General features: G+C 65.5%; 15 protein-coding genes and 22 tRNA genes. 9 read left to right on the plus strand and 28 right to left on the minus strand.

The window, feature by feature from the left end; genetic code table 11:
* Entirely contained in the window at positions 1–489 is a 489-nt protein-coding gene (locus M1P90_RS13955) for a low molecular weight protein-tyrosine-phosphatase (RefSeq protein ID WP_483703263.1), read from the minus strand.
* Between the two features lie 121 nt (positions 490–610).
* Between M1P90_RS13955 and M1P90_RS13960 the strand changes: the two genes are divergently transcribed.
* Together M1P90_RS13960 and sucD are read left to right on the plus strand one after the other, a co-directional pair.
* Positions 611–1,336 (plus strand): YggS family pyridoxal phosphate-dependent enzyme, encoded by a 726-nt coding sequence (locus M1P90_RS13960; protein ID WP_483703264.1) that lies wholly within the window; start codon positions 611–613, stop codon positions 1,334–1,336.
* Positions 1,337–1,610: 274 nt separating this feature from the next.
* Complete coding sequence (gene sucD / locus M1P90_RS13965) at positions 1,611–2,489, plus strand: succinate--CoA ligase subunit alpha (protein WP_483703265.1); 879 nt, start codon at positions 1,611–1,613, stop codon at positions 2,487–2,489.
* A gap of 101 nt (positions 2,490–2,590) precedes the next feature.
* Here the strand turns inward: sucD and M1P90_RS13970 are convergent, their stop codons facing one another.
* On the minus strand, positions 2,591–2,953 hold the full coding sequence (locus M1P90_RS13970) for an ArsR/SmtB family transcription factor (protein WP_483703266.1): 363 nt from the start codon (positions 2,951–2,953) through the stop codon (positions 2,591–2,593).
* A 408-nt stretch (positions 2,954–3,361) separates the two neighbouring features.
* On the opposite strand from M1P90_RS13970, the gene M1P90_RS13975 reads away from it, so the two are divergent.
* The 6 genes from M1P90_RS13975 (at position 3,362) to M1P90_RS14000 (ending at position 11,499) form a co-directional block, all read left to right on the plus strand.
* The gene (locus tag M1P90_RS13975) at positions 3,362–4,393 is read left to right on the plus strand and encodes an SDR family oxidoreductase (RefSeq protein ID WP_483703267.1); all 1,032 of its coding nucleotides are present in this window, start codon (positions 3,362–3,364) and stop codon (positions 4,391–4,393) included.
* Positions 4,394–4,710: 317 nt separating this feature from the next.
* The gene (locus M1P90_RS13980; protein ID WP_483703268.1) at positions 4,711–6,480 is read left to right on the plus strand and encodes a hypothetical protein; all 1,770 of its coding nucleotides are present in this window, start codon (positions 4,711–4,713) and stop codon (positions 6,478–6,480) included.
* A 28-nt stretch (positions 6,481–6,508) separates the two neighbouring features.
* Entirely contained in the window at positions 6,509–7,255 is a 747-nt protein-coding gene (locus M1P90_RS13985; protein ID WP_483703269.1) for a hypothetical protein, read from the plus strand.
* Positions 7,255–8,397 carry a substrate-binding domain-containing protein gene (locus M1P90_RS13990; RefSeq protein ID WP_483703270.1) on the plus strand — a complete coding sequence of 381 codons (1,143 nt, stop codon included), beginning with the start codon at positions 7,255–7,257 and terminating at the stop codon, positions 8,395–8,397. The genes M1P90_RS13985 and M1P90_RS13990 overlap by 1 nt, the downstream gene beginning before the upstream one ends.
* A gap of 348 nt (positions 8,398–8,745) precedes the next feature.
* Entirely contained in the window at positions 8,746–10,995 is a 2,250-nt protein-coding gene (locus M1P90_RS13995) for a 6-phosphofructokinase (protein ID WP_483703271.1), read from the plus strand.
* A gap of 243 nt (positions 10,996–11,238) precedes the next feature.
* Positions 11,239–11,499, plus strand: coding sequence for a hypothetical protein (locus M1P90_RS14000; protein WP_483703272.1), 261 nt, complete (start codon positions 11,239–11,241; stop codon positions 11,497–11,499).
* 287 nt (positions 11,500–11,786) lie between these two features.
* Here M1P90_RS14000 and M1P90_RS14005 read toward each other — a convergent pair whose 3' ends face one another.
* The 25 genes from M1P90_RS14005 to M1P90_RS14125 all read right to left on the minus strand — a co-directional run bounded on the left by M1P90_RS14005 (position 11,787) and on the right by M1P90_RS14125 (position 17,540).
* Positions 11,787–13,916, minus strand: a complete 2,130-nt coding sequence (locus M1P90_RS14005) for a DUF4394 domain-containing protein (RefSeq protein ID WP_483703273.1) — start codon at positions 13,914–13,916, stop codon at positions 11,787–11,789.
* Between the two features lie 150 nt (positions 13,917–14,066).
* Positions 14,067–14,152: transfer RNA gene (locus tag M1P90_RS14010), tRNA-Ser, on the minus strand.
* A 1-nt stretch (position 14,153) separates the two neighbouring features.
* Positions 14,154–14,228, minus strand: a tRNA-Phe gene (locus M1P90_RS14015).
* 3 nt (positions 14,229–14,231) lie between these two features.
* Positions 14,232–14,307 (minus strand) — tRNA-Val (locus M1P90_RS14020).
* A gap of 1 nt (position 14,308) precedes the next feature.
* Positions 14,309–14,382 (minus strand) — tRNA-Ile (locus tag M1P90_RS14025).
* A 2-nt stretch (positions 14,383–14,384) separates the two neighbouring features.
* Positions 14,385–14,465 (minus strand) — tRNA-Tyr (locus M1P90_RS14030).
* A 3-nt stretch (positions 14,466–14,468) separates the two neighbouring features.
* A tRNA-Gly gene (locus tag M1P90_RS14035) sits at positions 14,469–14,544 on the minus strand.
* Between the two features lie 4 nt (positions 14,545–14,548).
* A tRNA-Glu gene (locus M1P90_RS14040) sits at positions 14,549–14,621 on the minus strand.
* Positions 14,622–14,624: 3 nt separating this feature from the next.
* A tRNA-Lys gene (locus tag M1P90_RS14045) sits at positions 14,625–14,700 on the minus strand.
* 106 nt (positions 14,701–14,806) lie between these two features.
* Positions 14,807–14,880, minus strand: a tRNA-Gln gene (locus M1P90_RS14050).
* A 2-nt stretch (positions 14,881–14,882) separates the two neighbouring features.
* Positions 14,883–14,959: transfer RNA gene (locus tag M1P90_RS14055), tRNA-Arg, on the minus strand.
* A gap of 48 nt (positions 14,960–15,007) precedes the next feature.
* Positions 15,008–15,082, minus strand: a tRNA-Glu gene (locus tag M1P90_RS14060).
* 260 nt (positions 15,083–15,342) lie between these two features.
* Positions 15,343–15,846, minus strand: coding sequence for an HNH endonuclease (locus M1P90_RS14065; protein WP_483703274.1), 504 nt, complete (start codon positions 15,844–15,846; stop codon positions 15,343–15,345).
* Positions 15,847–16,136: 290 nt separating this feature from the next.
* Positions 16,137–16,222: transfer RNA gene (locus tag M1P90_RS14070), tRNA-Ser, on the minus strand.
* Positions 16,223–16,225: 3 nt separating this feature from the next.
* A tRNA-Cys gene (locus M1P90_RS14075) sits at positions 16,226–16,300 on the minus strand.
* Positions 16,301–16,303: 3 nt separating this feature from the next.
* Positions 16,304–16,378, minus strand: a tRNA-His gene (locus M1P90_RS14080).
* A gap of 5 nt (positions 16,379–16,383) precedes the next feature.
* A tRNA-Gln gene (locus tag M1P90_RS14085) sits at positions 16,384–16,461 on the minus strand.
* A gap of 3 nt (positions 16,462–16,464) precedes the next feature.
* Positions 16,465–16,541, minus strand: a tRNA-Leu gene (locus M1P90_RS14090).
* 4 nt (positions 16,542–16,545) lie between these two features.
* Positions 16,546–16,621: transfer RNA gene (locus M1P90_RS14095), tRNA-Gly, on the minus strand.
* An 82-nt stretch (positions 16,622–16,703) separates the two neighbouring features.
* Positions 16,704–16,777, minus strand: a tRNA-Asp gene (locus M1P90_RS14100).
* 140 nt (positions 16,778–16,917) lie between these two features.
* A tRNA-Arg gene (locus tag M1P90_RS14105) sits at positions 16,918–16,994 on the minus strand.
* 3 nt (positions 16,995–16,997) lie between these two features.
* Positions 16,998–17,073: transfer RNA gene (locus M1P90_RS14110), tRNA-Asn, on the minus strand.
* 107 nt (positions 17,074–17,180) lie between these two features.
* Positions 17,181–17,255: transfer RNA gene (locus M1P90_RS14115), tRNA-Trp, on the minus strand.
* 4 nt (positions 17,256–17,259) lie between these two features.
* Positions 17,260–17,336 (minus strand) — tRNA-Pro (locus M1P90_RS14120).
* Between the two features lie 75 nt (positions 17,337–17,411).
* On the minus strand, positions 17,412–17,540 hold the full coding sequence (locus M1P90_RS14125; RefSeq protein WP_483703275.1) for a hypothetical protein: 129 nt from the start codon (positions 17,538–17,540) through the stop codon (positions 17,412–17,414).
* Positions 17,541–17,899: 359 nt separating this feature from the next.
* Here M1P90_RS14125 and M1P90_RS14130 point away from each other — a divergent pair, with 359 nt between their 5' ends.
* Complete coding sequence (locus tag M1P90_RS14130; RefSeq protein WP_483703276.1) at positions 17,900–19,090, plus strand: Gmad2 immunoglobulin-like domain-containing protein; 1,191 nt, start codon at positions 17,900–17,902, stop codon at positions 19,088–19,090.
* Positions 19,091–19,180: 90 nt separating this feature from the next.
* Here the strand turns inward: M1P90_RS14130 and M1P90_RS14135 are convergent, their stop codons facing one another.
* On the minus strand, positions 19,181–20,347 hold the full coding sequence (locus tag M1P90_RS14135; RefSeq protein ID WP_483703277.1) for an aminotransferase-like domain-containing protein: 1,167 nt from the start codon (positions 20,345–20,347) through the stop codon (positions 19,181–19,183).
* Positions 20,348–20,408: the final 61 nt, after the last annotated feature.

Consider the following 20,408-nt stretch of genomic DNA (forward strand, 5'->3'; position numbering starts at 1 on the left):
CTAGCGCGCCAGCCCGCGCTCGGTGATGATCGTGTCCAGCAGGGCGCGGCAGGCTTCTTCCACCAGCTCGTAAACCTCATCGAAGCCGCCGGTGTAGTAGGGATCGGGCACATCGCGCACGCGTGGGTTGGGCAGATAGTCCATCAGCAGCTTGAGCGTGGCGTGGCTGCGCCCGGCCAGCGAGCGCAGGTCGTCCAGATGGCTGCGATCCAGCGCGACGATATAGCCGAACTGCGTGAAGTCGGAAGGGGCGACCTGGCGAGCGTGGTGCGTGTAGACGATGCCATGCGCCTGGAGCACGGCGCGCGTGCCGCGGTGCGGCTGCTCGCCAATGTGCCACGCGCCAGTGCCGGCGGAATCGGCCTGAATACGATCGCTCAGGCCGGCTTCGGAAACCATGTGGCGAAATACCGCCTCGGCCATCGGCGAACGGCAGATATTGCCGGTACACACGAACAGAACGTGAATCGGCTGGGGTTGTGCTGGCATTTGTTCATCCCTCTGGCATGCTGGGCCGGCATGGTACCACATTTCGGCGGGCGCTTGTAACTCGGCTGCGCCGCTGCGTGGGGTATAATAGCCAAGTTCATATGGAATGGAAGAAGGCACAATGGATACGATTGCGGCGCGCATTGCCGCGATACACGAGCGGGTAGCGGCGGCGGCGCGGCGCTCGGGGCGCGCGCCCGACGCGGTGCGGCTGGTGGGCGTGACGAAAACGCACCCGCCCGAGCTGGTGGCCGAGGCGCTGGCGGCCGGGCTGCGCGACTTTGGCGAAAACCGCGTGCAGGAGGCGCAGGGCAAGATTGCGGCGCTGGAAGGCCAGCGCGACGCAATGACATGGCACCTGATCGGGCACCTGCAAAGCAACAAAGCCCGCCGCGCCGCCGAGCTGTTCGATCTGGTGCACTCGGTCGACGGCGTGCACCTGGCGCGGGCGCTGGCGCGTGGGGCGGCCGGGCGCGCCGCGCCGCTGCCCGTTCTGCTGCAAGTGAATGTGTCGGGCGAGGCCAGCAAGGACGGCTTTGCGCTGGCCGACTGGGAAGTGCGGCCTGATGCCCTCACCACGTTTTTTGGCGAAGCTGAGCAGGTGCTGGCGCTGCCCGAGCTGGCGGTGCAGGGGCTGATGACGATTGCGCCGTGGGGCGACGACCCGCAAGCGGCGCGGCCAACCTTTCGGGCGGCGCGGCGGCTGCGCGATGTGCTGGCGAAACAGTTCCCCGCCGCGTCGTGGGATGCGCTGTCGATGGGCATGACCGACGACTTCGAGGTGGCGATTGAGGAAGGCGCGACGATTGTGCGCGTGGGGCGGGCGATCTTCGGCAGCCGGGGGTGAGGGAAGGTTTGAATGTTGAAGGTTGAATGTTGAGTTAGGGCGTTGCAGTGGGCAGGCGGCAGTAGGCAGTGAACCGCAAAACCACTGAACCAACCTGCAACTTGCAACATATAACGTTCAATCCTCTGCGCTCTTTGCGGTTCATTACTTCGGTTGTTGGTCGTCGCGAACATGCAACCTGCCAACATTCAAACCTGCAAACCCGTTTCTTGTGCCGCTGCTGCGTTTGTGCTAGGATTGGCGGTAGTTCCGCCCAGAAAAAGGAAATGAACCAATGAGCATTCTGGTCGATACAAACACGCGCTTGCTGGTGCAGGGCATCACGGGCAACGAGGGCACCTTCCACTCGCGCGCCATGCTGGCCTATGGCACAAACATTGTGGCTGGCGTCACGCCGGGGCGCGGCGGGCAGATGGCTGTGGACGGCAAGGTGCCGGTGTTCAACACGGTGAAAGAAGCTGTTGCCGCCACTGGCGCGAATACCTCAATCATCTACGTGCCCGCGCCGCTGAACGCGACCGACTCGATCATCGAGGCGGCCGAGGCGGGCATTGCGCTGATTGTGTGCATCAGCGAGGGCGTGCCGGCCAACGATATGGTCGCGGCCTACGAAGTGGTGCGCCAGCATGGCGCGCGCCTGATCGGCCCGAACTGCCCGGGTCTGCTGACGCCTGGCCAGGCCAAGGTTGGGATTATTCCCGGCAACATCGCCACGCCCGGCCCGGTTGGCGTGGTGTCGAAAAGCGGCACGCTGACCTACGAAGCGGTGGATGCGCTGACCAAGCTGGGCCTGGGCCAGACGTCGATTGTCGGCATTGGCGGCGACCCGATCATCGGCACGAGCTTTGTGGACGTGCTGGAGCTGTTTGAGGCCGACGCCGACACCAAGGCGATTGTGCTGATCGGCGAGATCGGCGGGCGCGCCGAGGTCGATGCGGCCGACTACATCAAGGCGCACGTCACCAAGCCGGTGGTGAGCTTCATCGCCGGGCAGACGGCCCCCCCCGGCAAGCGCATGGGCCACGCCGGCGCGATCATTTCGGGCGGCGAAGGCACGGCGCAGGAGAAGATTGCCGCGCTGGAAGCTGTGGGCGTGAAAGTCGCCAAGCTGCCGACCGACATTGCGCAGCTGGTGAAGGAGAGCCTTCAGTAGTTCTCAGTGTTGAATGTTGAGTGTTGAGTGTTGAGTTGGGCCGATGAGCATCGCTGATGTTCATCGGCCCAATGTAGCATTGCGCATTTAACATTGAGCACTTACTCGTGCCCCAGGTGCTCCAGGCTCAGCTGAAACAAGCGCGTGACGTGCTCGTCGTCCAGCGTGTAGTAGACCTGCTTGCCATCGCGGCGCGCGCGCACCACCCGCAGGCCGCGCAAGAGGCGCAGCTGGTGCGACACCGCTGACTCGGTCATTTCCAGCACGGCAGCCAGGTCGCCCACGCACAGCTCGGCGTGCGACAGCGCGTGGAGAATCCGCACCCGCGTCGGGTCGGAGAGCGCCTTGAAGATTTCCGCAACTTGCAGGGCCAGCGTATCGGCGAGCGGGTGCTCGCGCACGCGGCGCACTGCCGCCGGGTCGACGATCTCTTGCGCGGGGGTGGCGGCCTTGGGCGTATCCATCGCGGTTTCCTCATCTGCGGGCGGCTTGCGCATAGTATATCATCGCTGCCAAGATTTTTATAAGAACCAAGAACTGAGGGATGTGGCGAATCTTTCTGTGGCGCGGGGCTGAAGCCGCCGCGCTACCGAGCGACGCCCGCTGAAGCGGGCTTGCCATAAGCCTCATTCAAGCCCGCTTCAGCGGGCGTCGCTTCGAAGCCCGGTCGTTTACGGCCGGGTGGTACGCAAGACAATCATTGTGCAAAAAGCTCCGTCACACCCAGAATGGCAGAACCAAGAACCGCGTGTTGAAGGTGGTTTGGTTCTCGGTTCTGCGGTTCTGCGGTTCTGTGGTTCTGCGGTTCTGTGCTTCTCGGTTCCCTGCTACAATACGCCACGCACTTCCCAACAGCAGATGGAGCAGCAAGCATGAAGGTTCTGTTTATTGGCGGCACCGGCCTGATCAGCATCGCCTGCACGCGGCTGGCAGCCGAGCGCGGGATCGACGTGGCCGTGCTGAATCGCGGCAACCAGCCCGACCTGCCGCCCGGCGTGCGCAGCCTCGTGGCCGATATGCGCGACGAAGCGGCGGTGGCGCGCGCGCTCGGCAGCGAGCATTTTGATGCGGTGGTCGACTGGATCGCATTCACGCCCGAGCAGGTCGAGCGCGACATTGCGCTGTTTCGCGGGCGCACCGGCCAGTACATCTTTATCAGCTCGGCCAGCGCCTACCAGAAGCCAGTGAGCCACTACCTGATCACCGAATCGACGCCGCTCGCCAACCCCTTCTGGGAATACTCGCGCAACAAGATCGCCTGCGAAGAGCGCCTCATGCGCGCCAACCGCGAAGAAGGCTTCCCAATCACGATCGTGCGGCCCTCGTTCACCTACGGCGACACGCAGATTCCGCTGGCGGTGAACAGCTGGCAGTTCCCTTACACCGCCATCGCCCGCATGCGCGCCGGCAAGCCGCTGATCGTGCCGGGCGATGGCACCTCGCTGTGGACCATGACGCACAACACCGACTTCGCGAAAGGCTTTGTCGGGCTGCTCGGCCACCAGCAGGCGATCGGCCACGCCTTCCACATCACCTCCGACGAGAGCCTGACCTGGGACCAAATCTACGCGGCCACGGCCGCCGCCGCCGGCACAGAGCTGAAAATCGTGCATATCGCGTCGGATTTCCTGGCTGCCTGCAACCCCGACTTTCGCGGCGGCCTGATTGGCGACAAAGCCGCCAGCGTGGTGTTCGACAACACCAAGATCAAGCGCTTTGTGCCTGATTACTGCGCCACCACGCCCTTTGCGCGCGGCATCGAGCAGACGCTGGCGTGGTTCGAGGCCAACCCCGCGCGCCAGCAGACCGACGCCGCGACCGAGCGCGGGTGGGACATGCTGATCGACGCATACGAGCGCGGCCTGGCCGGCGCGGTCGAGCTTTTCCGCAGCGCGAACGCATAAGGGAACTAATCTATCCGCAGATTACGCAGATTACGCAGATTAAAGACCTCCTAATCTGTGAAATCTGCGTAATCTGTGGATAAAGTTTGGGACATTGACCTGGCTTTAGTTGCCTGCACCTGCGTATTGACAAAGCGCCGCGCCTGTGGTATTTTTGAAACGGTTCAATCACCACACACTCCGAACACGATCCTGTTCCATGCAAACGAACGGCGCGCCATGCCGAGCTGAACCCGCCTAACGACGGGCCGGTTTGGGCTGGTTTGAATATGCGCACTACCGCATTGTAGCGGCGTACTCGACGAGGAAGGCTTGACATGCGTTTACGGCACACGCTGGTGGGGGCATTGGTTGCCGCGCTGGTAGCGGGTTGCGCGCAGGCACCCGTTCCCGCCGACCTGCCCACCGCCCCGCCCGCGCCAACGCAGCCAGCCGCCACCCCTACGCCGCAGCCACGCGCCAGCCGGGGCGCAACCGTGCCGTGGATCGAATACGAAGCCGAGGACGGCAGCACCAACGGCATGGCGCTGGCCGCCACCCGCGAGTTCGGGCAGGTTGCCGCCGAAGCCTCGGGCCGCCGCGCCGTGCAGCTCAAAACCGCCGGTCAGTACGTCGAGTTTGCCACCACGCAGGCCGCCAACGCGCTGGTTGTGCGCTACGTCATCCCCGACGCGCCGGCCGGCGGCGGCATCAGCGCCACGCTCAGCCTGTATGTGGATGGCACCTTCCGCCAGAAGCTCGCCCTCAGCTCGAAATACGCCTGGTCGTATGGCGGCGAAAGCCAGGCCAGCAACGACCCCAGGGCCGGCGGCGCGCACCACTTCTTCGACGAGGCGCGCACGCTGGTGGGCGACATCCCGGCCGGCGCGACCGTGCGGCTGCAAAAAGACCCCGACGACACCGCCGACTACTATGTGGTCGATCTGGTCGACCTTGAGCAGGTTGGCGCGCCGCTGCCCAAACCCGAGGGCGCGATCTCGCTTGCCGAGTGCGGCGCACTACCCAATGACGGCATCGACGACGGGCCAGCCATTCGCACATGCATTGCGCGCGCGCGCGAGCAGAAACGCGACCTGTGGCTGCCAGCCGGCACCTTCGAGAGCACCAGCACGCCCGAAAGCTCGCAGGGCATCGCGCTGGCCGACGTAACCGTGCGCGGCGCGGGCATGTGGCACACCACCGTTCACGGGCCGTTTGCGCGCTTCCACTGCACCGGCAGCAACTGCCGCTTCTACGATTTCGCCATTCTTGGAGAAACCACTGGCCGCGACGACAACAACCCCGAAAACGGCTTCAACGGCGGGGCAGGAAAAGGCTCGCGCCTGGAGAACATCTGGGTCGAGCACACCAAAGTCGGCTGGTGGGTCGGCGCGGGCACGCAAAACGTCACTGACGGCCTGGTGATCACCGGCAGCCGCTTCCGCAACCTGTTCGCCGACGGCGTGAATTTCTGCAACGGCACCAGCAACTCGGTGGTCGAAAACTCGCACTTCCGCAACACCGGCGACGACGCGCTGGCCTCGTGGGCACCCTCGTTCGACGGCGGCGTGAACACCGGCAACGCATTTCGCTTCAACACCGTGCAGGTTCCCTGGCGGGCCAACTGTTTCGCGATCTACGGCGGGAAAGACAACCGCATCGAAGACAATCTGTGCTTCGACGTGGTCACCTACCCGGGCATTCTGATCGCGCAGGACTTCAACTCGCACCCCTTCGCCGGCACCACCACCGTGCAGCGCAACACGCTTGTGCGGGCGGGCGGCTCGATGTGGAATGAGGAGCATGGCGCGCTCAAAATCTTCGCCAAAGAAGGGCCAATTGCCGGCCTGACCGTCAGCGACATCGAGATCGACAGCCCAACCTACTCGGGCATTCAGTTCGCGGGCAGCGCGCCCCTGCGACGGGCTACTTTCGAGCGCGTGCGCATCAGCGCGCCCGGCACCTGGGGCGTGTATGTAGCCAGCGCAAATGGCGGCGCGAGCTTCAGCGCGGTGACGGTTGAGGGCGCAAAAAGTGGCGGGCTGCGCAGCTCGGTGCCCGAATCGCAGTTTGCGCTCAAGCGTGGGGATGGCAACAGCGGCTGGTAGCAGCGGCGCACAGCGCAAGGAGGTCATCATGATCCAGGAAGCAGAACTGCGAGCCACGCCCCGCGCGGCCACACACTTCCGCGTAGGCGGGCCGCCGCGCCCGGCCCTCTGGCGGGGCAATGCCGACGACGCGCTGGGCGGCAGCACGAGCGCGCTGCGCGAGCAGCTTCAGCCCTACCTTGCCACGCTGCTGCACGCGGCCGCCGAGCATGGCGCGCCAGTGCTGCGCCCGCTGCGCTACCACTTCCCCGACGACCCGGCCACCTATGCGCTCGACCATCAGGCGCTGATCGGCGCGTGGCTGCTGGCCGCGCCGGCCGAGTCGCACTGCGTGTACATCCCCGCTGGCCGCTGGTACGACTGGTGGAGCGGTGCGCCATTCGAAGGGCCGGCGCGGTTCCTGCCGCCCGCGCAGCCAAGCCAGCCGCCGCTCTACGCCCGCGCTGGCGCGATCATTCCCAGCCGGCCCGCGCAGGGCCAGCCGCTGCGGCTGGACATTTTCGCGGGCGATGGCGCGCTGACGCTGTGCGACGACACAGGCGGCATAGCCGACGAACTATGCGTCCGGCAGCGCATTGGTGGCGGGTTGCTGCGGCTACACATTGGCACGCGCGCCGGCCGGCAGCCTGTACACCTCCGCGTTCACGGCGTCGCGCCCGAAGCCGCGCAGACATTCGCAGGCGGGCACTACAACGCCGGCCGGCGCGCGCTGGCGATCACGCTCGACGCAGCCGGGCCAGCCTGTCAGCTCGTTTTTGCGCTGGAGCAGGCGTAATGGCCAACCTCAAGCAGCTTGCCGACGCCGCCCACGTGCCAATGCTCACCGCCTACGCGGCCCTGCGCGGCGACGCAAACGTGCCGCCCGCCGAGCGCGCCCGCGTGCTCGACGCCGCCGCCACGCAGGGCTACACCCTGAACATCACCATCCGCGACGTAGCCGCCCTGGCGGGCGTCTCGGTCGGCACCGTCTCGCACGTGCTGAACGACAGCCCGCTCACCAGGCCCGACACGCGCGACCGCGTGCTCCAGGCGATCAGCGACCTGGGCTACCGGCGCAACAGCATCGCGCGCGGCCTGAAATCGCACCAGAGCCGCCTGATCGGCTATGGCTGGCACAGCGCCGAAGACCCCATCCGCCGCAACGCCCTGCTCGACCGCTTTCTGTACGACATTGCGCAGGCCGCCGAGGCGCGTGGCTACCACATCCTGACCTTCGCCCAAGCCGACACCAGCAACACGCTTGGCTACGCCGAGCTGATCCAGAGCGCGCGCGTGGACGGTTTTGTGCTTTCCGACCTGGCCTACGACGACCCGCGCGTGGCCTTTCTCGCCAGCCAGGATGTGCCATTCGTGCTATTTGGCGAAAGCCCCGGCGCGCCGCCCGCGCCCGTGGTCGACATCGACGGCTGCCTGGGCATGCGCCTGGCCGTTGAGCACCTGCTGGCCGGCGGGCACCGCCAGATTGGCCTGCTGAACTGGCCGCACGGCATGCGTATTGGCGACCGGCGCGAGCAAGGCTACCGCGAGGCGCTGGCCGCCGCTGGCATCCCTACGCGTCCCGAGCTGATCGGCTACACACGCAACGCCGTCGACTCGGCGCTGCTGGCGACACAAAAGCTGCTGGCCGCCCAGCCGCGCCCCACCGCCATCGCCTGCGCCAACGACGTGATGGCGCTTGGCGTGATGCGCGCGCTGGAGCTGGCCGGGCTGCGCGTCGGCGCCGACGTGGCCGTGACTGGCTACGACGACACGCCCGTGGCCGACCTGCTGGGCCTGACCTCGGTGCGCCAGCCGATCGATGTGGTCGCCAGCTCGCTGATCGCCATGCTGGTCGAAGCCATCCAGGGCGTCGATACGCCCCCGCGAGCGGTGCTGCTCAACCCCAGCCTGGTGGTGCGGGCAAGCAGCGCGGTGTAGAGGGCGGGTTGGCAGGTTTCGGGTTGCAGGTTTACAGGTTTGAAAGTTTCAGGTTACTGGCGCCTGTCGGCCGGGGTTTAGGGTTTGGGGTTTTGGAATTAGGCCTTCACCCTTTCACCCCTTCACCGTGTCACCCTTTCACCCCTTCACCCGCTCACTGCCTCCCTGTCTCCCCATCTCGTGTCTCCCGCTCACTCACTCCCCGTTGCGGCTTCTTTCTCGCAGGTAAACATTCCTCTGATCTACCACCCGCCAACATGCCTAGGATTCATACACGGGAAACAGGCGCGCAAACGCCGCTGATGCTGGGTGCCGCCGTGAGCCAGGCAGAAACGGAAGGAACAGATCATGGAGAACGCAATTCGCATTGGGGTGCTCACCAGCGGCGGCGACTCGCAGGGCATGAACGCGGCAGTGCGCGCGGCGGTGCGCGCGGCGCTCAACCGTGGCGCGGCGGCCTACGCGATCTACGAGGGCTACCAGGGCATGGTCGATGGCGGCGAGCGCATACGCCCGATGAGCTGGGATTCGGTCGGCGGGATTTTACAGCGCGGCGGCACAATCATCGGCACGGCGCGCTGCCCGGCCTTTCGCACGCGGGCGGGCCGCCTGCGCGCCGCAGCCAACCTGCTTGCGCACAAGATCGACCGGCTGGTGGTGATCGGCGGCGACGGCAGCCTGACGGGCGCAAACCTGTTTCGCCAGGAATGGCCCGGCCTGCTGGACGAGCTGGTTGCCACTGGCGAGATCAGCGCCGAGCTGGCCGCGCACCACCCCGCGCTCTACGTCACCGGGCTGGTCGGCTCGATCGACAACGACTTCGTTGGCACAGACATGACGATTGGCGCCGACACCGCGCTGCACCGCATCACCGAAGCGATTGACGCGATCAGCAGCACGGCCGCCAGCCACCAGCGCACCTTTGTGGTGGAAGTGATGGGCCGCAACTGCGGCTACCTCGCACTGATGGGCGCAATCGCCGGCGGCGCCGACTGGGTGTTCATTCCCGAGCTGCCACCCACCGCTGGACGCTGGCAGGACGACATGTGCCAGGCGCTGCGGGCGGGCCGCGAGCTAGGCCGGCGCGACAGCATTGTGGTGGTGGCCGAGGGTGCGCGCGACAGCGACGGCAAGCCGATCACCGGCGAGTTTGTGCGCGCCACGCTGGAAGAGCGCCTGGGCGAAGACGCCCGCGTGACCATCCTGGGCCATGTGCAGCGCGGCGGGCGGCCCAGCGCATTCGACCGCGCCATGAGCACCCTGCTCGGCCATGCCGCCGTGGTCGAACTGCTGGCCGCTACGCCCGCAAGCGAGCCGCAGGTGATTGGCATGCGCAACAATCGCATCATCCACACCCCGCTGCTGCGCTGCGTCGAAGAAACCCGCGCCGTCGCCACGGCCATTGCCGCGCACGATTACGAGCGTGCCATGGAGCTGCGCGGCGGCAGCTTCCGCGAGTCGTACCAGACGCTGCAAACCCTGGTGCAGGTGCGGCCTTCCTCGCCCACGCCCGGGCAGCGCCGCCTGCGCCTGGCGGTGCTCAATGCCGGCGCGCCCGCCCCCGGCATGAACACGGCGGTGCGCGTGGCAGTGCGCCTGGGCCTCGACCACGGCCACACCGTGCTGGGCGTGCGCAATGGCTTTCAGGGCCTGATCGACGACCACATGGACGAAATGAGCTGGATGAGCGTGAATGGCTGGGGCACGATTGGCGGCGCGGAGCTGGGCATCGCCCGCCCGGCGCTGTGCGGCCGCGACCTCTACGCGATTGCGCGCACGATCGAGCGCCGCCAGATCGACGGCCTGCTGGTGATCGGCGGCTGGCCGGGCTACCAGGCCGCGCACCGGCTATTCAGCGAGCGCGAGAACTTCCCGGCCTTCACCATCCCGATCATCTGCCTGCCGGCGACAATCAACAACAACCTGCCCGGCGCAGAATTCAGCATTGGGGCCGACACCGCGCTCAACAACATCGTCGAAGCGATTGACAAAATCAAGCACTCGGCGGTGGCGGCCGGGCGCTGCTTTGTGGTGGAAGTGATGGGTCGCTACTGCGGCTACCTTGCGCTGCTGAGCGGTCTCGCCAGCGGTGCCGAGCGCGTCTACACCCACGAAGAAGGCGTGACGCTCCACGCATTGCAGGACACCCTGGCGCGTATGAGCGCGGAGTTCCAGCAGGGCAAGCGCCTGAGCCTGATCATTCGCAACGAAGAAGCCAACCCGGTTTACACCACCAGCTTTATGTCGGCGCTGTTCGAAGTCGAGGGCGGCGAGCTGTTTTCGGTGCGGCAGGCGATTCTCGGCCATCTCCAGCAGGGCGGCGATCCCACGCCCTTCGACCGCATTCAGGCGACGCGTTTAGCCAAACGCTGCGTCGAATTCCTGATTGGCGAGGCTGGCGCGGCCCGCCCACGCGGCATGTTTATCGGCCTGCAAGGTGGCCATGTCCAGCTGTTCAGCCTGGAAGATTTCCCGCGCATGACCGATGCAACCTTCCAGCGGCCACGCGAGCAGTGGTGGATGGAGCTGCGCGCAATTGCCGACGAGCTGGCACGCCCGGCCCCGAGCAATGCCCTCGAACGTGGCAGCGGGCAGTAGGCAGGCACAAAACGATCAGGCCACAGAGCGCACAGAGAACACGGAGAGTGAAAACAAAATGTATCTTCTCGGTGCGCTCTGTTGCCCAAACGATGTGCGTAAAGGCATCTTCACCCAGCGCGGCGAAACCGCAACGCGCTCGCCGCCCTGCCCATTCTATAATGAGTGCTGCTACTACTCCTTTCACTCGTTCCCGCGCTGGCTCGCCGCAGGCATTGTGTTCATACCTGAAAGGATCGAGCGATGAATACACAAACCTTTGTGCTTCTCGAAGCGGCGGCGCTCCCCACCGCCCCGCCCGAACTGACCGAATGGGCCGCTCGCTGGCAGTTTCTTCGCAGCGACGTGCTGGCGCTGGCCGCTGCCTACGCCGAGCAAAACCCCGACGGCAACAGCCACCTGATTGCGCCACTGGTGGATGAGCTTGACGATGTGCTGGATCTGCTGCTCCACCGCGCCGCCTGGATCAGCGGGCGCACCACCAGCCTAGCGATTGAGCGCTAGCTGCGCGATTTTGGTTTGCGACGAAGCTGCCGCCAATGCTCCCTGGCAACGCGGCGGTTTCTGGCTATATGTGGCGAGGCTCGGCGCGATACGCTGGGCTTCGCCACAATTGCTTTGGGCAACAGGAATCAGAAATCAGGAGTCAGGAGTCAGCGGGTTTTGGCTTCATGAAGCTGTCTTTTATTATCAGGCAACATCAATTGATGCAAAAACCATAATGCTCCAAATTCTTGGTGACTTGGTGGTTCACATAAAAGGTAGTAGCTCCTAACCCCCATCCCCCAGCGTTAAGGCGTTCGCGCGCTGATCGGCAGATACAGCTTCCACGGGTCGTCGTTCTGGATGGTGAGCACCAGCGCCTGCGCCACGCCATCCGGCCCCAGGAAGTGCAGCTCAATCGTTTCGGGCTGCTCGGGCTGCGTGTCGTCGAGGATGGGGATGCTGAGCGTGGCGCTACTTTCGCCCAGAATAAGCGTGCCGCTGATCGGGGTGTAGTCGCTGCCGGGGGTGGCGCTGCCGCCCGCCGTGGTGTAGGCCACAACCAGCGGCGCGCCGCCCGCGCTGCTCAGGCCAATCGCGATTGCGCCGCCCTTTTCGCCCACGAGTGTGCTCGCAGCAGTGATCCGCAGCGCGGGCGGCGCGCTCCACACCACCAGCCCCTGAAGCGGATCGGTGGCGTCAAGGCCGCCAAGCAGGTTCGCCGCGCCCGTCGCCAGGTCGATGCGGTACAGCCCGCTCGCGCCGCCCACGACGAGGATGGCGTAGGCCGTGCCGTTTGCGGGCGCGTTACTTGCTGCGGCAGCAGGGCCGGGCGGGATGTCGAAGCCACCCACGGCCGTGAAATCGAGCGCCGCGCCGCCCAGCGTGACGGGCAGGCCGTTCGTTTGCGTGCCGGTGTTGGGCGGCTGCTGAATGAACAGGCGGTTGCTTGTGGCGTCGAGGGTGTACAGCGTTTTGATGCTGGTTCCGGCGCTGTTGTTGGTGTAGGCCGCGCCCACCACACCCGTGCTGCCGCCGGGCAGGCCGTTGATTGCGCCGTCGGTGTTGGTGCCGACCTGGCTGCCCACCGCGCCGCCGCCGTCGCCATCCACAGACGCGCCGGTGATTGGGTTTACGCGGAAATTCAGGCCCGTGCCCGTCACCACGCGCAGGCGGTCGGCTTGCGGGTCGAAGTCGATGCCGTAGCCGCTCGCCACTGGCGGCAGGTCAATTGGCGTGCCACCTGCGTTCACAAAGGAAATACTGCCCGGGCTGCCCACCGCCGTCGCCGCGCCGCTTTGCGGGTCGAGCAGGTAGAGCGTGGCGGTGTTTGCGCCGGCATTCACGCCCAGGCCAAAGAGCTGGCCCGTCGCCGGCCGGCTGTCGATATCGGCCAGGGTTTCGCTGGCTGGAATGCCCGCAATGCTCGCAGGCACGGCTGTGCCCGGCGTGTCGAGCCGGAAGCGGCTCAGGCTTGCGCCGCCATCTGCCAGCGCAATTGCGGCCGGCGCGGGCGACCAGACGGCCATGCTGCGCAGCGCCAGGGGCGGCACGCCCAGCAGCGTCGCCGCGCCGCTCGCAAGGTCGATGCTGTACAGCCCGGTGCTGCCACCAACCGCGAGCAGCGCCAACCCCGCGCCGCTGGCCGGGTCGCCATTGGCGGCAACTTCCACGTCCGGCGCAATATCAAAGCCCAGCACGGCGGAAGGATCGAGCGGCGCGCCGCCCAGCGTGAGCGGGAGCGCGCCCGATTGCGTGCCGCTGTTTGGCGCGGTAAGGCGCATAAGCTGGTTGCTGGCCGAGTCGAGGGTGTAGAGCGTGGTGGCAAAGGCATCGGGCGCGCGGTTGGTGTAGGCCGCGCCGTCGGCGGTGGTGGATGAGCCGTTGAGCGCGCCGTCGGGGTTGGTGCCCGCCGCGCTGCCGGCTGTGCCGCCCAGGTCGCCATCCAGAAGCGCGCCGGTGTTGGGGTTTATGCGGAAGTTAAAGCCCGTGTCGGTCACGACGCGCAGCCGGTCGGCCTGCGGGTTGAAGCTGATTGCGAAGCGCGCGCCAGTGATGGGCAGGGGCGTGCTGCCATCCGCGCCAACAAACGTGCCGCTCGGGCCGATTGCAGTGGCCGTGCTGGTGAGCGGGGCCAGATGGTAGAGCGTCGCGCTTGAGGTGGCGCTGTTATAACCCAGCGCATACAGGCGGCTGTTCTGCGGGCGCGCATCCAGCGCCACTAGCGTCTCGCCAGCAGCAACCCCGGCGACCGCGCGCGGCGTGGATGGCTTGTTGGGCAAACTGGTATTCAAGGCTACAAGTTCGCCGCCAGCCGTGAGCGCAAACAGGCTTGTGCCAGCACTGGCGGCGCGGGCCACGCTGGCCGGGGCGGCCATGCCAGCGAGCAGCAAAACAGTGGCGAGAGCACAGGCGAGTGGTGCAAACAAGCGGCGCATGGGTTCTCCTTGCTCGGTAGTGCGATGTTCCTGCGCTCACTATAGCACGAAGGCTCTGTCAATGCGGCCCGGGCGCGAAGCGCGCAGTGTGTGCGCTTCGCGCCCCGTGCGGCGCGGCCGACGTGGGGGCCTGCGCCGAGCAAGAATTTGTGGCGGAAGAAGGGCGAGTTGAACGCCCAAGGCTTGCGCTCGCCCGGGTTCGGGCCGGGTGCCGTCGCCAGTCGGCTTGTTCTTCCGTGGTCCATCCGGCAGGTATTGCACCTGCACCTCCGGGTTTTCGGGCCGGCGCGCAAACTTCTACGCCACAGATGGATGTGGTTCCAGCGGCGGGGGACGATCCCGCAACCTCCGCGGTGTAGGCGCGGCGCTCTGCCAGTTGAGCTACGCTGGGATGGTCGGATCGAAAGGATTTGAACCTTCGTCGCCCGTGTATCAGACGGGTGCACTGCCCTTGTGCTACGATCCGGTTGGTGAGCCGGGAGGGATTCGCACCCTCACAGATAACGGCGCTTTTACAGAGCGTTGGGCTCGCTTGTGCCCAGCCGGCTCAAATGGTGCTGCCACAGGGACTCGAACCCTGACCGCCTGCTTGGAAGGCAGGCACGCTTGTCCATTACGCCATGGCAACGAAGTCCCGCCAGCAGGCTTCGAACCTGCAACCCGCCGATGGAGAGTCGGCAGCTCTGCCCGTTGAGCTATAGCGGGGAATGGTGCCGCCAAGAGGACTCGAACCCCTATCTCCTCGCTTAAAAGGCGTGTGCTCTGGCCGTTGAGCTACAGCGGCAGGTACCAGTGGGCAGCGGGCAGAACGCAGCCGGCAGGCCGTGCCGCTGTAGCGAGCAGCGCAACTCCAGACAGAGTTTGTTCTGCACTTCTGCCGAATGTAACAATGGCACCGGGACGAGGATTCAAACCTCGATAGGCTGCTTCAAAGGCAGGTGTCCGATCATTAGACGATCCCGGTTCTGGCGCCGCCCGGAGGGTATGATCCCCCAGCCTCCTGGTTCGAAGCCAGGCGCTCTGTCCATTTGAGCTAGGACGGCAAGATAGTTACGATTTACGATTTACGATTGACGATTGGCGATTTGCGATGGTAGCCTCGGCGGGAGTTGAACCCGCTTTGCCGGTGTGAAAGGCCGGAGTCCTAACCGGTAGACGACGAGGCCAGGTGATTTGCGATTTACGATTGACGATTTACGATTGGCGCTACCTCATTCGATTGTACATTCAGGCTGTACGCACTACGCACTACGCACTGGAGATGTGGCGCATACCTAACTCCTATACCCAAATCCCCAGACCCTAAACCCTGACAAAAGGCGATTTACAATTCGAACGTTGCTTATACGCACTACGCACTACGCACTGGAGATGGTGGCCCTGGCCAGCCCCGAACCACCATCCCCATCCCCTAACCCCCACTCCCCTACGCATAGGCATACTTCTGCCACACGTCGTGCTGCTCGAGCGCGCCGAGCAGGGCCAGCGCAACATACATCGGCTGGCGCGGCACCGTGCGCAGGGCCATGCCGGCCTGTGCGGGCGTGCGGTTGGCCTTGCGGTGGTTGCAGGCCGCGCAGGCCGCCACCACGTTCTCCCAGCAGGTTGTGCCGCCCTGCGCGCGCGGAACCACGTGGTCGAGCGTGAGGTGGGCGCGGCCCGGCTGGGCACCGCAGTACTGGCAGGTCTCGCGGTCACGCGTGATCACCAGGCGGCGCGAGCACGGCAGGCGGCGCGTGCGCGGAATCGCCACATAGCGCACCAGGCGCACCACCAGCGGCACGGCGTAGGCAACACCCTGCGCGCGCAGGCGCTCGGCAGCGGCTTCCACCAGCTCGGCCTTTTCCTGCAGCAGCAGGACCATCGCCCGCCGCACCGACACAATCCGCAGCGGCTCGTAGCTTGCGTTCAGCACCAGCACTTCGGTCACGCGTGATCACCCCCCTTCAGGAGTCAGAAAGATCGAACCGCAGAGCCGGCGAAGGCCGTATTGCTATACGCCCAGACAAAGAACCACAGAGCCGGCGAAGGGCGTATTGCTATACGCCCAGACAAAGAGCCGCAGAGCCGGCGAAGGGCATATTGCTATACGCCCAGACAAAGAACCACAGAGCCGGCGAAGGGCGTATTGCTATACGCCCAGACAAAGAACCGCAGAGCCGAGAGCCAGGTGCGTTCTGAGTGCATCTCCTGACTTCTGTCTTCTGACTCCTGCCGTTGTGGCGGAAAGGGTGGGAGTTGAACCCACAAGGCTTGCGCTCGACGCGTTAGCACCGCGCTGCCGTCACCGTTCGGCTAGCCTTTCCGTATGGAATCGCACGCGGGATTTGCACCCGCAACCCGGCGCTTTGCAGACGCCTGCCTCACTCCTCGGCCTGTGCGACAGATGGGGGGATGTGCCGGGCTCGAACCGGCGTCGCCTGGGTCACAGCCTGGCATCCTGGCCACTGGAAGAACATCCCCACGCTGGCTGCGGAGAAAGGACTCGAACCTTTGCATTCCGGTTTCAGAGACCGGCGTTTGTACCAGCACAAACTACTCCGCAATCTGGTGCATCCGGCAGGAGTCGAACCTGCAACGAGCCGGGTCTAGGCCGGCGGCCTCTGCCAGTTGGGCTACGGATGCATATTGGTCAGGTAGGCGGGCTTTGCTCCCACCGCCTTCGGCATGGCGCGCCGACGCTCTGCTGAATGAGCTACTACCTGTCTGGTGGCGGAGACCGGGGTTGCACCGGTGTCTGGGGCGTATGAGACCCCCGAGCGTTCTGCTGCTCCACTCCGCTCCAATTGGCGCCCCGACGGGGTTTCGATCCCCGTACTGCTGCTCGACAGGCAGCCATGATCCCATTTCACTACCGGGGCGTGGTTCCGTGACGACCGACCTGATATTTCACCGCAAAGAGCGCAAAGGACGCGAAGGGTTGCAGGTTAAATGTTGTATGTTCCTGAAAACTCAACACTCAACATTCAACATTCAAACCTGCAAACCTGGAACCCAAAACTGGTATCGCCCCCAGGACCCGCCCCTGGAACCTCCGCCTTCGCAGAGCGGTGCTCTGTCTTGTTAAGCTAGGGCGACGTATGGCTCTCCGACCAGGATTCGAACCTGGAACATCCGCGTTAACAGCGCGGCGCTCTCCCAATTGAGCTACCGGAGATTACAGCGGTTTGCAGATCAATTCACCTGCCTTGATCTTTCCACAATGGCTTCAGAATGCCAAAGACCTCGTGACTTCTGACCCCTGACGGCTGAATGCTGCTTCTCTGGCACGGGCGGAGGGATTCGAACCCCCAACACGTAGTTTTGGAGACTACTGCTCTTCCGTTGAGCTACGCCCGTAGAATGGTCGGGACGGCACGATTTGAACGTGCGACCACCGGCTTCCGACGCCGGGATGCTTCCAGGCTACACCACGCCCCGCAAAAAAAACCGCCGCACCAGGCTGCCCTGCTGGCAACCCGGCGCGGCGGCATTCCTGCCCGCTTCGCAACCGAGTCACCGTTTCGTACCCGCCAGAAAATGCATGCTGCGCCCGCCATCCCACACGGTGGCTGGCCGGATCGATTCCTGGCAATCGGGGCTTTGTTTGCGATAGGTGACTACGAATGCTATGCGCGTATTCATTATCGTTCCTTGCTGCGCTGCGGCGCTTGTGCCGCATCGGTTGATGGCAGGAGTGTATCACGGTTCAATATGGTTGTCAAGAGGTCATTTTAGCTCTTTTCGGCTTTTTATGTTTGAGCGTTCAGAAGCTACGGCGCAAGGTCGTAGTATCGGGCGGGCACGGCTGGCGTAATTTGCCGCCCGCGCCACGTTCAGTTGGATGGAAGTACTTTCCGTTGAATCAAGCCGCCTGCGTGTTCGCGAAGGCTTCAGAACGCCAGGAACATTCTTACTTCTGAATGCTGACTCCCGAACACAGGTAAGGGTGTATGCTTAGCGAAGCGCGCGCCAACGCGGGCGTGCGCACGAAGGAGGGGACAATGTTGCGACGAATAGGAAGCGTTGCGGCGCTGCTGCTCGTGCTGCTGGCCGCCGCGCCGGCCGCCGCTGCCGAACCGATTGGCGAGCCGGCCTTTCAGCGGCTGTGGGACCGCACGGGCGTGCCGATTCAGCGCGGCGCGGCCAGCTACTCATGGGTGTGGGGGCCGGCGCCGTTCACGCCGCCGCTTGGCGAGGCCTTTGCCGAGGGCCAGGGCGGCCGCCGCACCGTGCAGTACTTCGATAAGAGCCGGATGGAGATCAACAACCCGAACGGCGACGCCAGCTCGCCCTGGTTTGTGACCAACGGCCTGCTGGTGAACGAGCTGATCGAGGGCCAGGTGCAAACCGGCCTGAGCGACTTCATCCCGCTGGCCCCGGCAAACATCCCGCTGGCCGGCGACCCCAGCAATACCTTCCCGACCTACGCCAGCCTGATCCGCATCTACCGCACACCGGTTGGCCGCGCGCTGGGCAGCCACGTTATCAGCGAGTTTCTGCCCGAAGGCGCGAACGATCTGCCGCAGTACGCGAACACGCCCGCCACCGAGATCACGCATATCGAGCGGAGCTTCGGCATTCCACGCGCCTTCTGGGATTTCCTGAACGCGCGCGGCACCGTGTTCGAGAACAACCGCCTGGTCGGCAACCAGCCGATTTTCGACTGGCTGTTCACGGTGGGCTACCCCACCACCGACGCATTCTGGGCGCGCGTGCGCATCGGCGGGGTCGAGCGCGACGTGATGTTTCAGGCGTTCGAGCGGCGCGTGCTGACCTATGTGCCAACCAATCCCACACAGTTTCAGGTCGAGATGGGCAACGTTGGGCAGCACTACTACCAGTGGCGCTATGTGCGGCCGTTCAGCGGCGGCAAGAGCGTGCTGATCACCGTGCCCGAAGCTGGCGCAACCGTGTTCAGTCCGCTGGTGGTGCGCGGCTTCGAGAATGGCACTGCCTTTGAGGCGGCAATTACGGTGCGGCTGCGGGTCAAGGCCAGTGGCGCGGTGCTGGCGACCGACCATATCCAGGTGGTGCGGCCCGATATCGCGCTGGCCGGGCCGTTTACCGCGAACCTGGCGTTCACAGCACCGGCCGCCGCCACGCCCGCCACTATCGAGGTGCTCACCTTCTCCGCGCAGGACGGCTCGGAGATTCCGCTCGCCAGCGAGGATGTGGTGCTTGGCAAGCGGTAATAGCGCGTAGTGCGTAGTTCGTAGGTTGAGCCACAGAGCGCACCGAGATCACGGAGTGTGAAAACTCAGTGATCTCGGTGCGCTCTGTGGCTAACCACTCTCCGCAAGCTCGCGCAGCGCCACGCCCAGGCGGCGCGCGCCTTCGGCCAGCTCGGCTTCGGGGTAGAGGCAGAACGAAAGGCGTAGCGCGTTTGCGCCCCGCCCGTCGCTATGGAAGCGCGCCCCCGGCAGAAAGGCCACGCCGGCCGCCTCGGCGCGTGGCAGCAGGGTGCGCGCATCCGCACCATCGGGAAGCTGCACCCACACAAAGTAGCCGCCCAACGGTTCCTGCCAGCCGCAGCCGGGCGGCAGGTGCGCATGGAGCCCGCGCAGCAGCGCATCGCGGCGGGCGCGGTAGGTCGCCCGGTAGCGCGCCACCTGCGCGGCATACTCGCCCGAAAGCGCAAACTGCGCCACCACCAGCGACGTGAAATGGTTCACGCCGCCGCCGCTGTCGATCAGCCCGCCGCCAACGATCCGCTCCACCAGCGCCGCGTCGGCAGTGAGCCAGCCCAGGCGCAAACCCGGCGCAAGCGATTTGGCGAACGAACCCAGGCGCAGCACCACGCCCGGCGGCGCAATGCTCCAGAGGGAAGGCGGGGCATCGCCGTCGTAGGCCAGCTCGCGGTACACATCATCTTCTACAATCAGCAGGTTTTCGCGCTCGGCCAGCGCCACCAGCGCAGCACGCCGCTCGGGCGGCAGGCTCGCGCCCGTGGGGTTGTTGAAAGTCGGGATGGTGTACAGCATGCGCGCCGGGCGGCCAGCCCCGCGCAGCGCCGCCAGCTGCTCGGCCAGCGCGTCCACGTCAATCCCTTGCGCATCGGTGGCGGCCGCGCGCAGCTCGATCGGGTGGTCGCGCAGGATGTGCAGCGCGAGGTGGTAGCACGGCGACTCGGCCAGCACCACGTCGCCGGGGCGCAGCAGCAGCGTGCAGCACTGGTCGAGCGCGTGCGAAATGCCGGCGGTGATCAGCAGCTCGTCGGGCGCGGGCGCGCGGGCATCGACCTGGCCGAGATGGGCGGCAAGCCAGTCGAGCAGCGGGCCAGGGCCGGGGTCGGCGCCGTAGGAAAGCGCGGCCCCGCCCCAGCGCGCCAGCGCCTCGGCGGCGGCGCGGCTCAGCGCTTCGGCTGGCAGCAGATTCGGGCCGGGCTGGCCGTAGCCCAGCTCGACAATGCCGGGGCGCAGCGACATCTGGATAATTGGTCGTGTGCTCATGCAGGCTCCTGTGGCGATGGCGGTGCGCTATCTTACCACAGGCGCTGGCGCGGTTCTGCTA

The organism is Kouleothrix sp. 19917 (genome assembly GCF_057073505.1).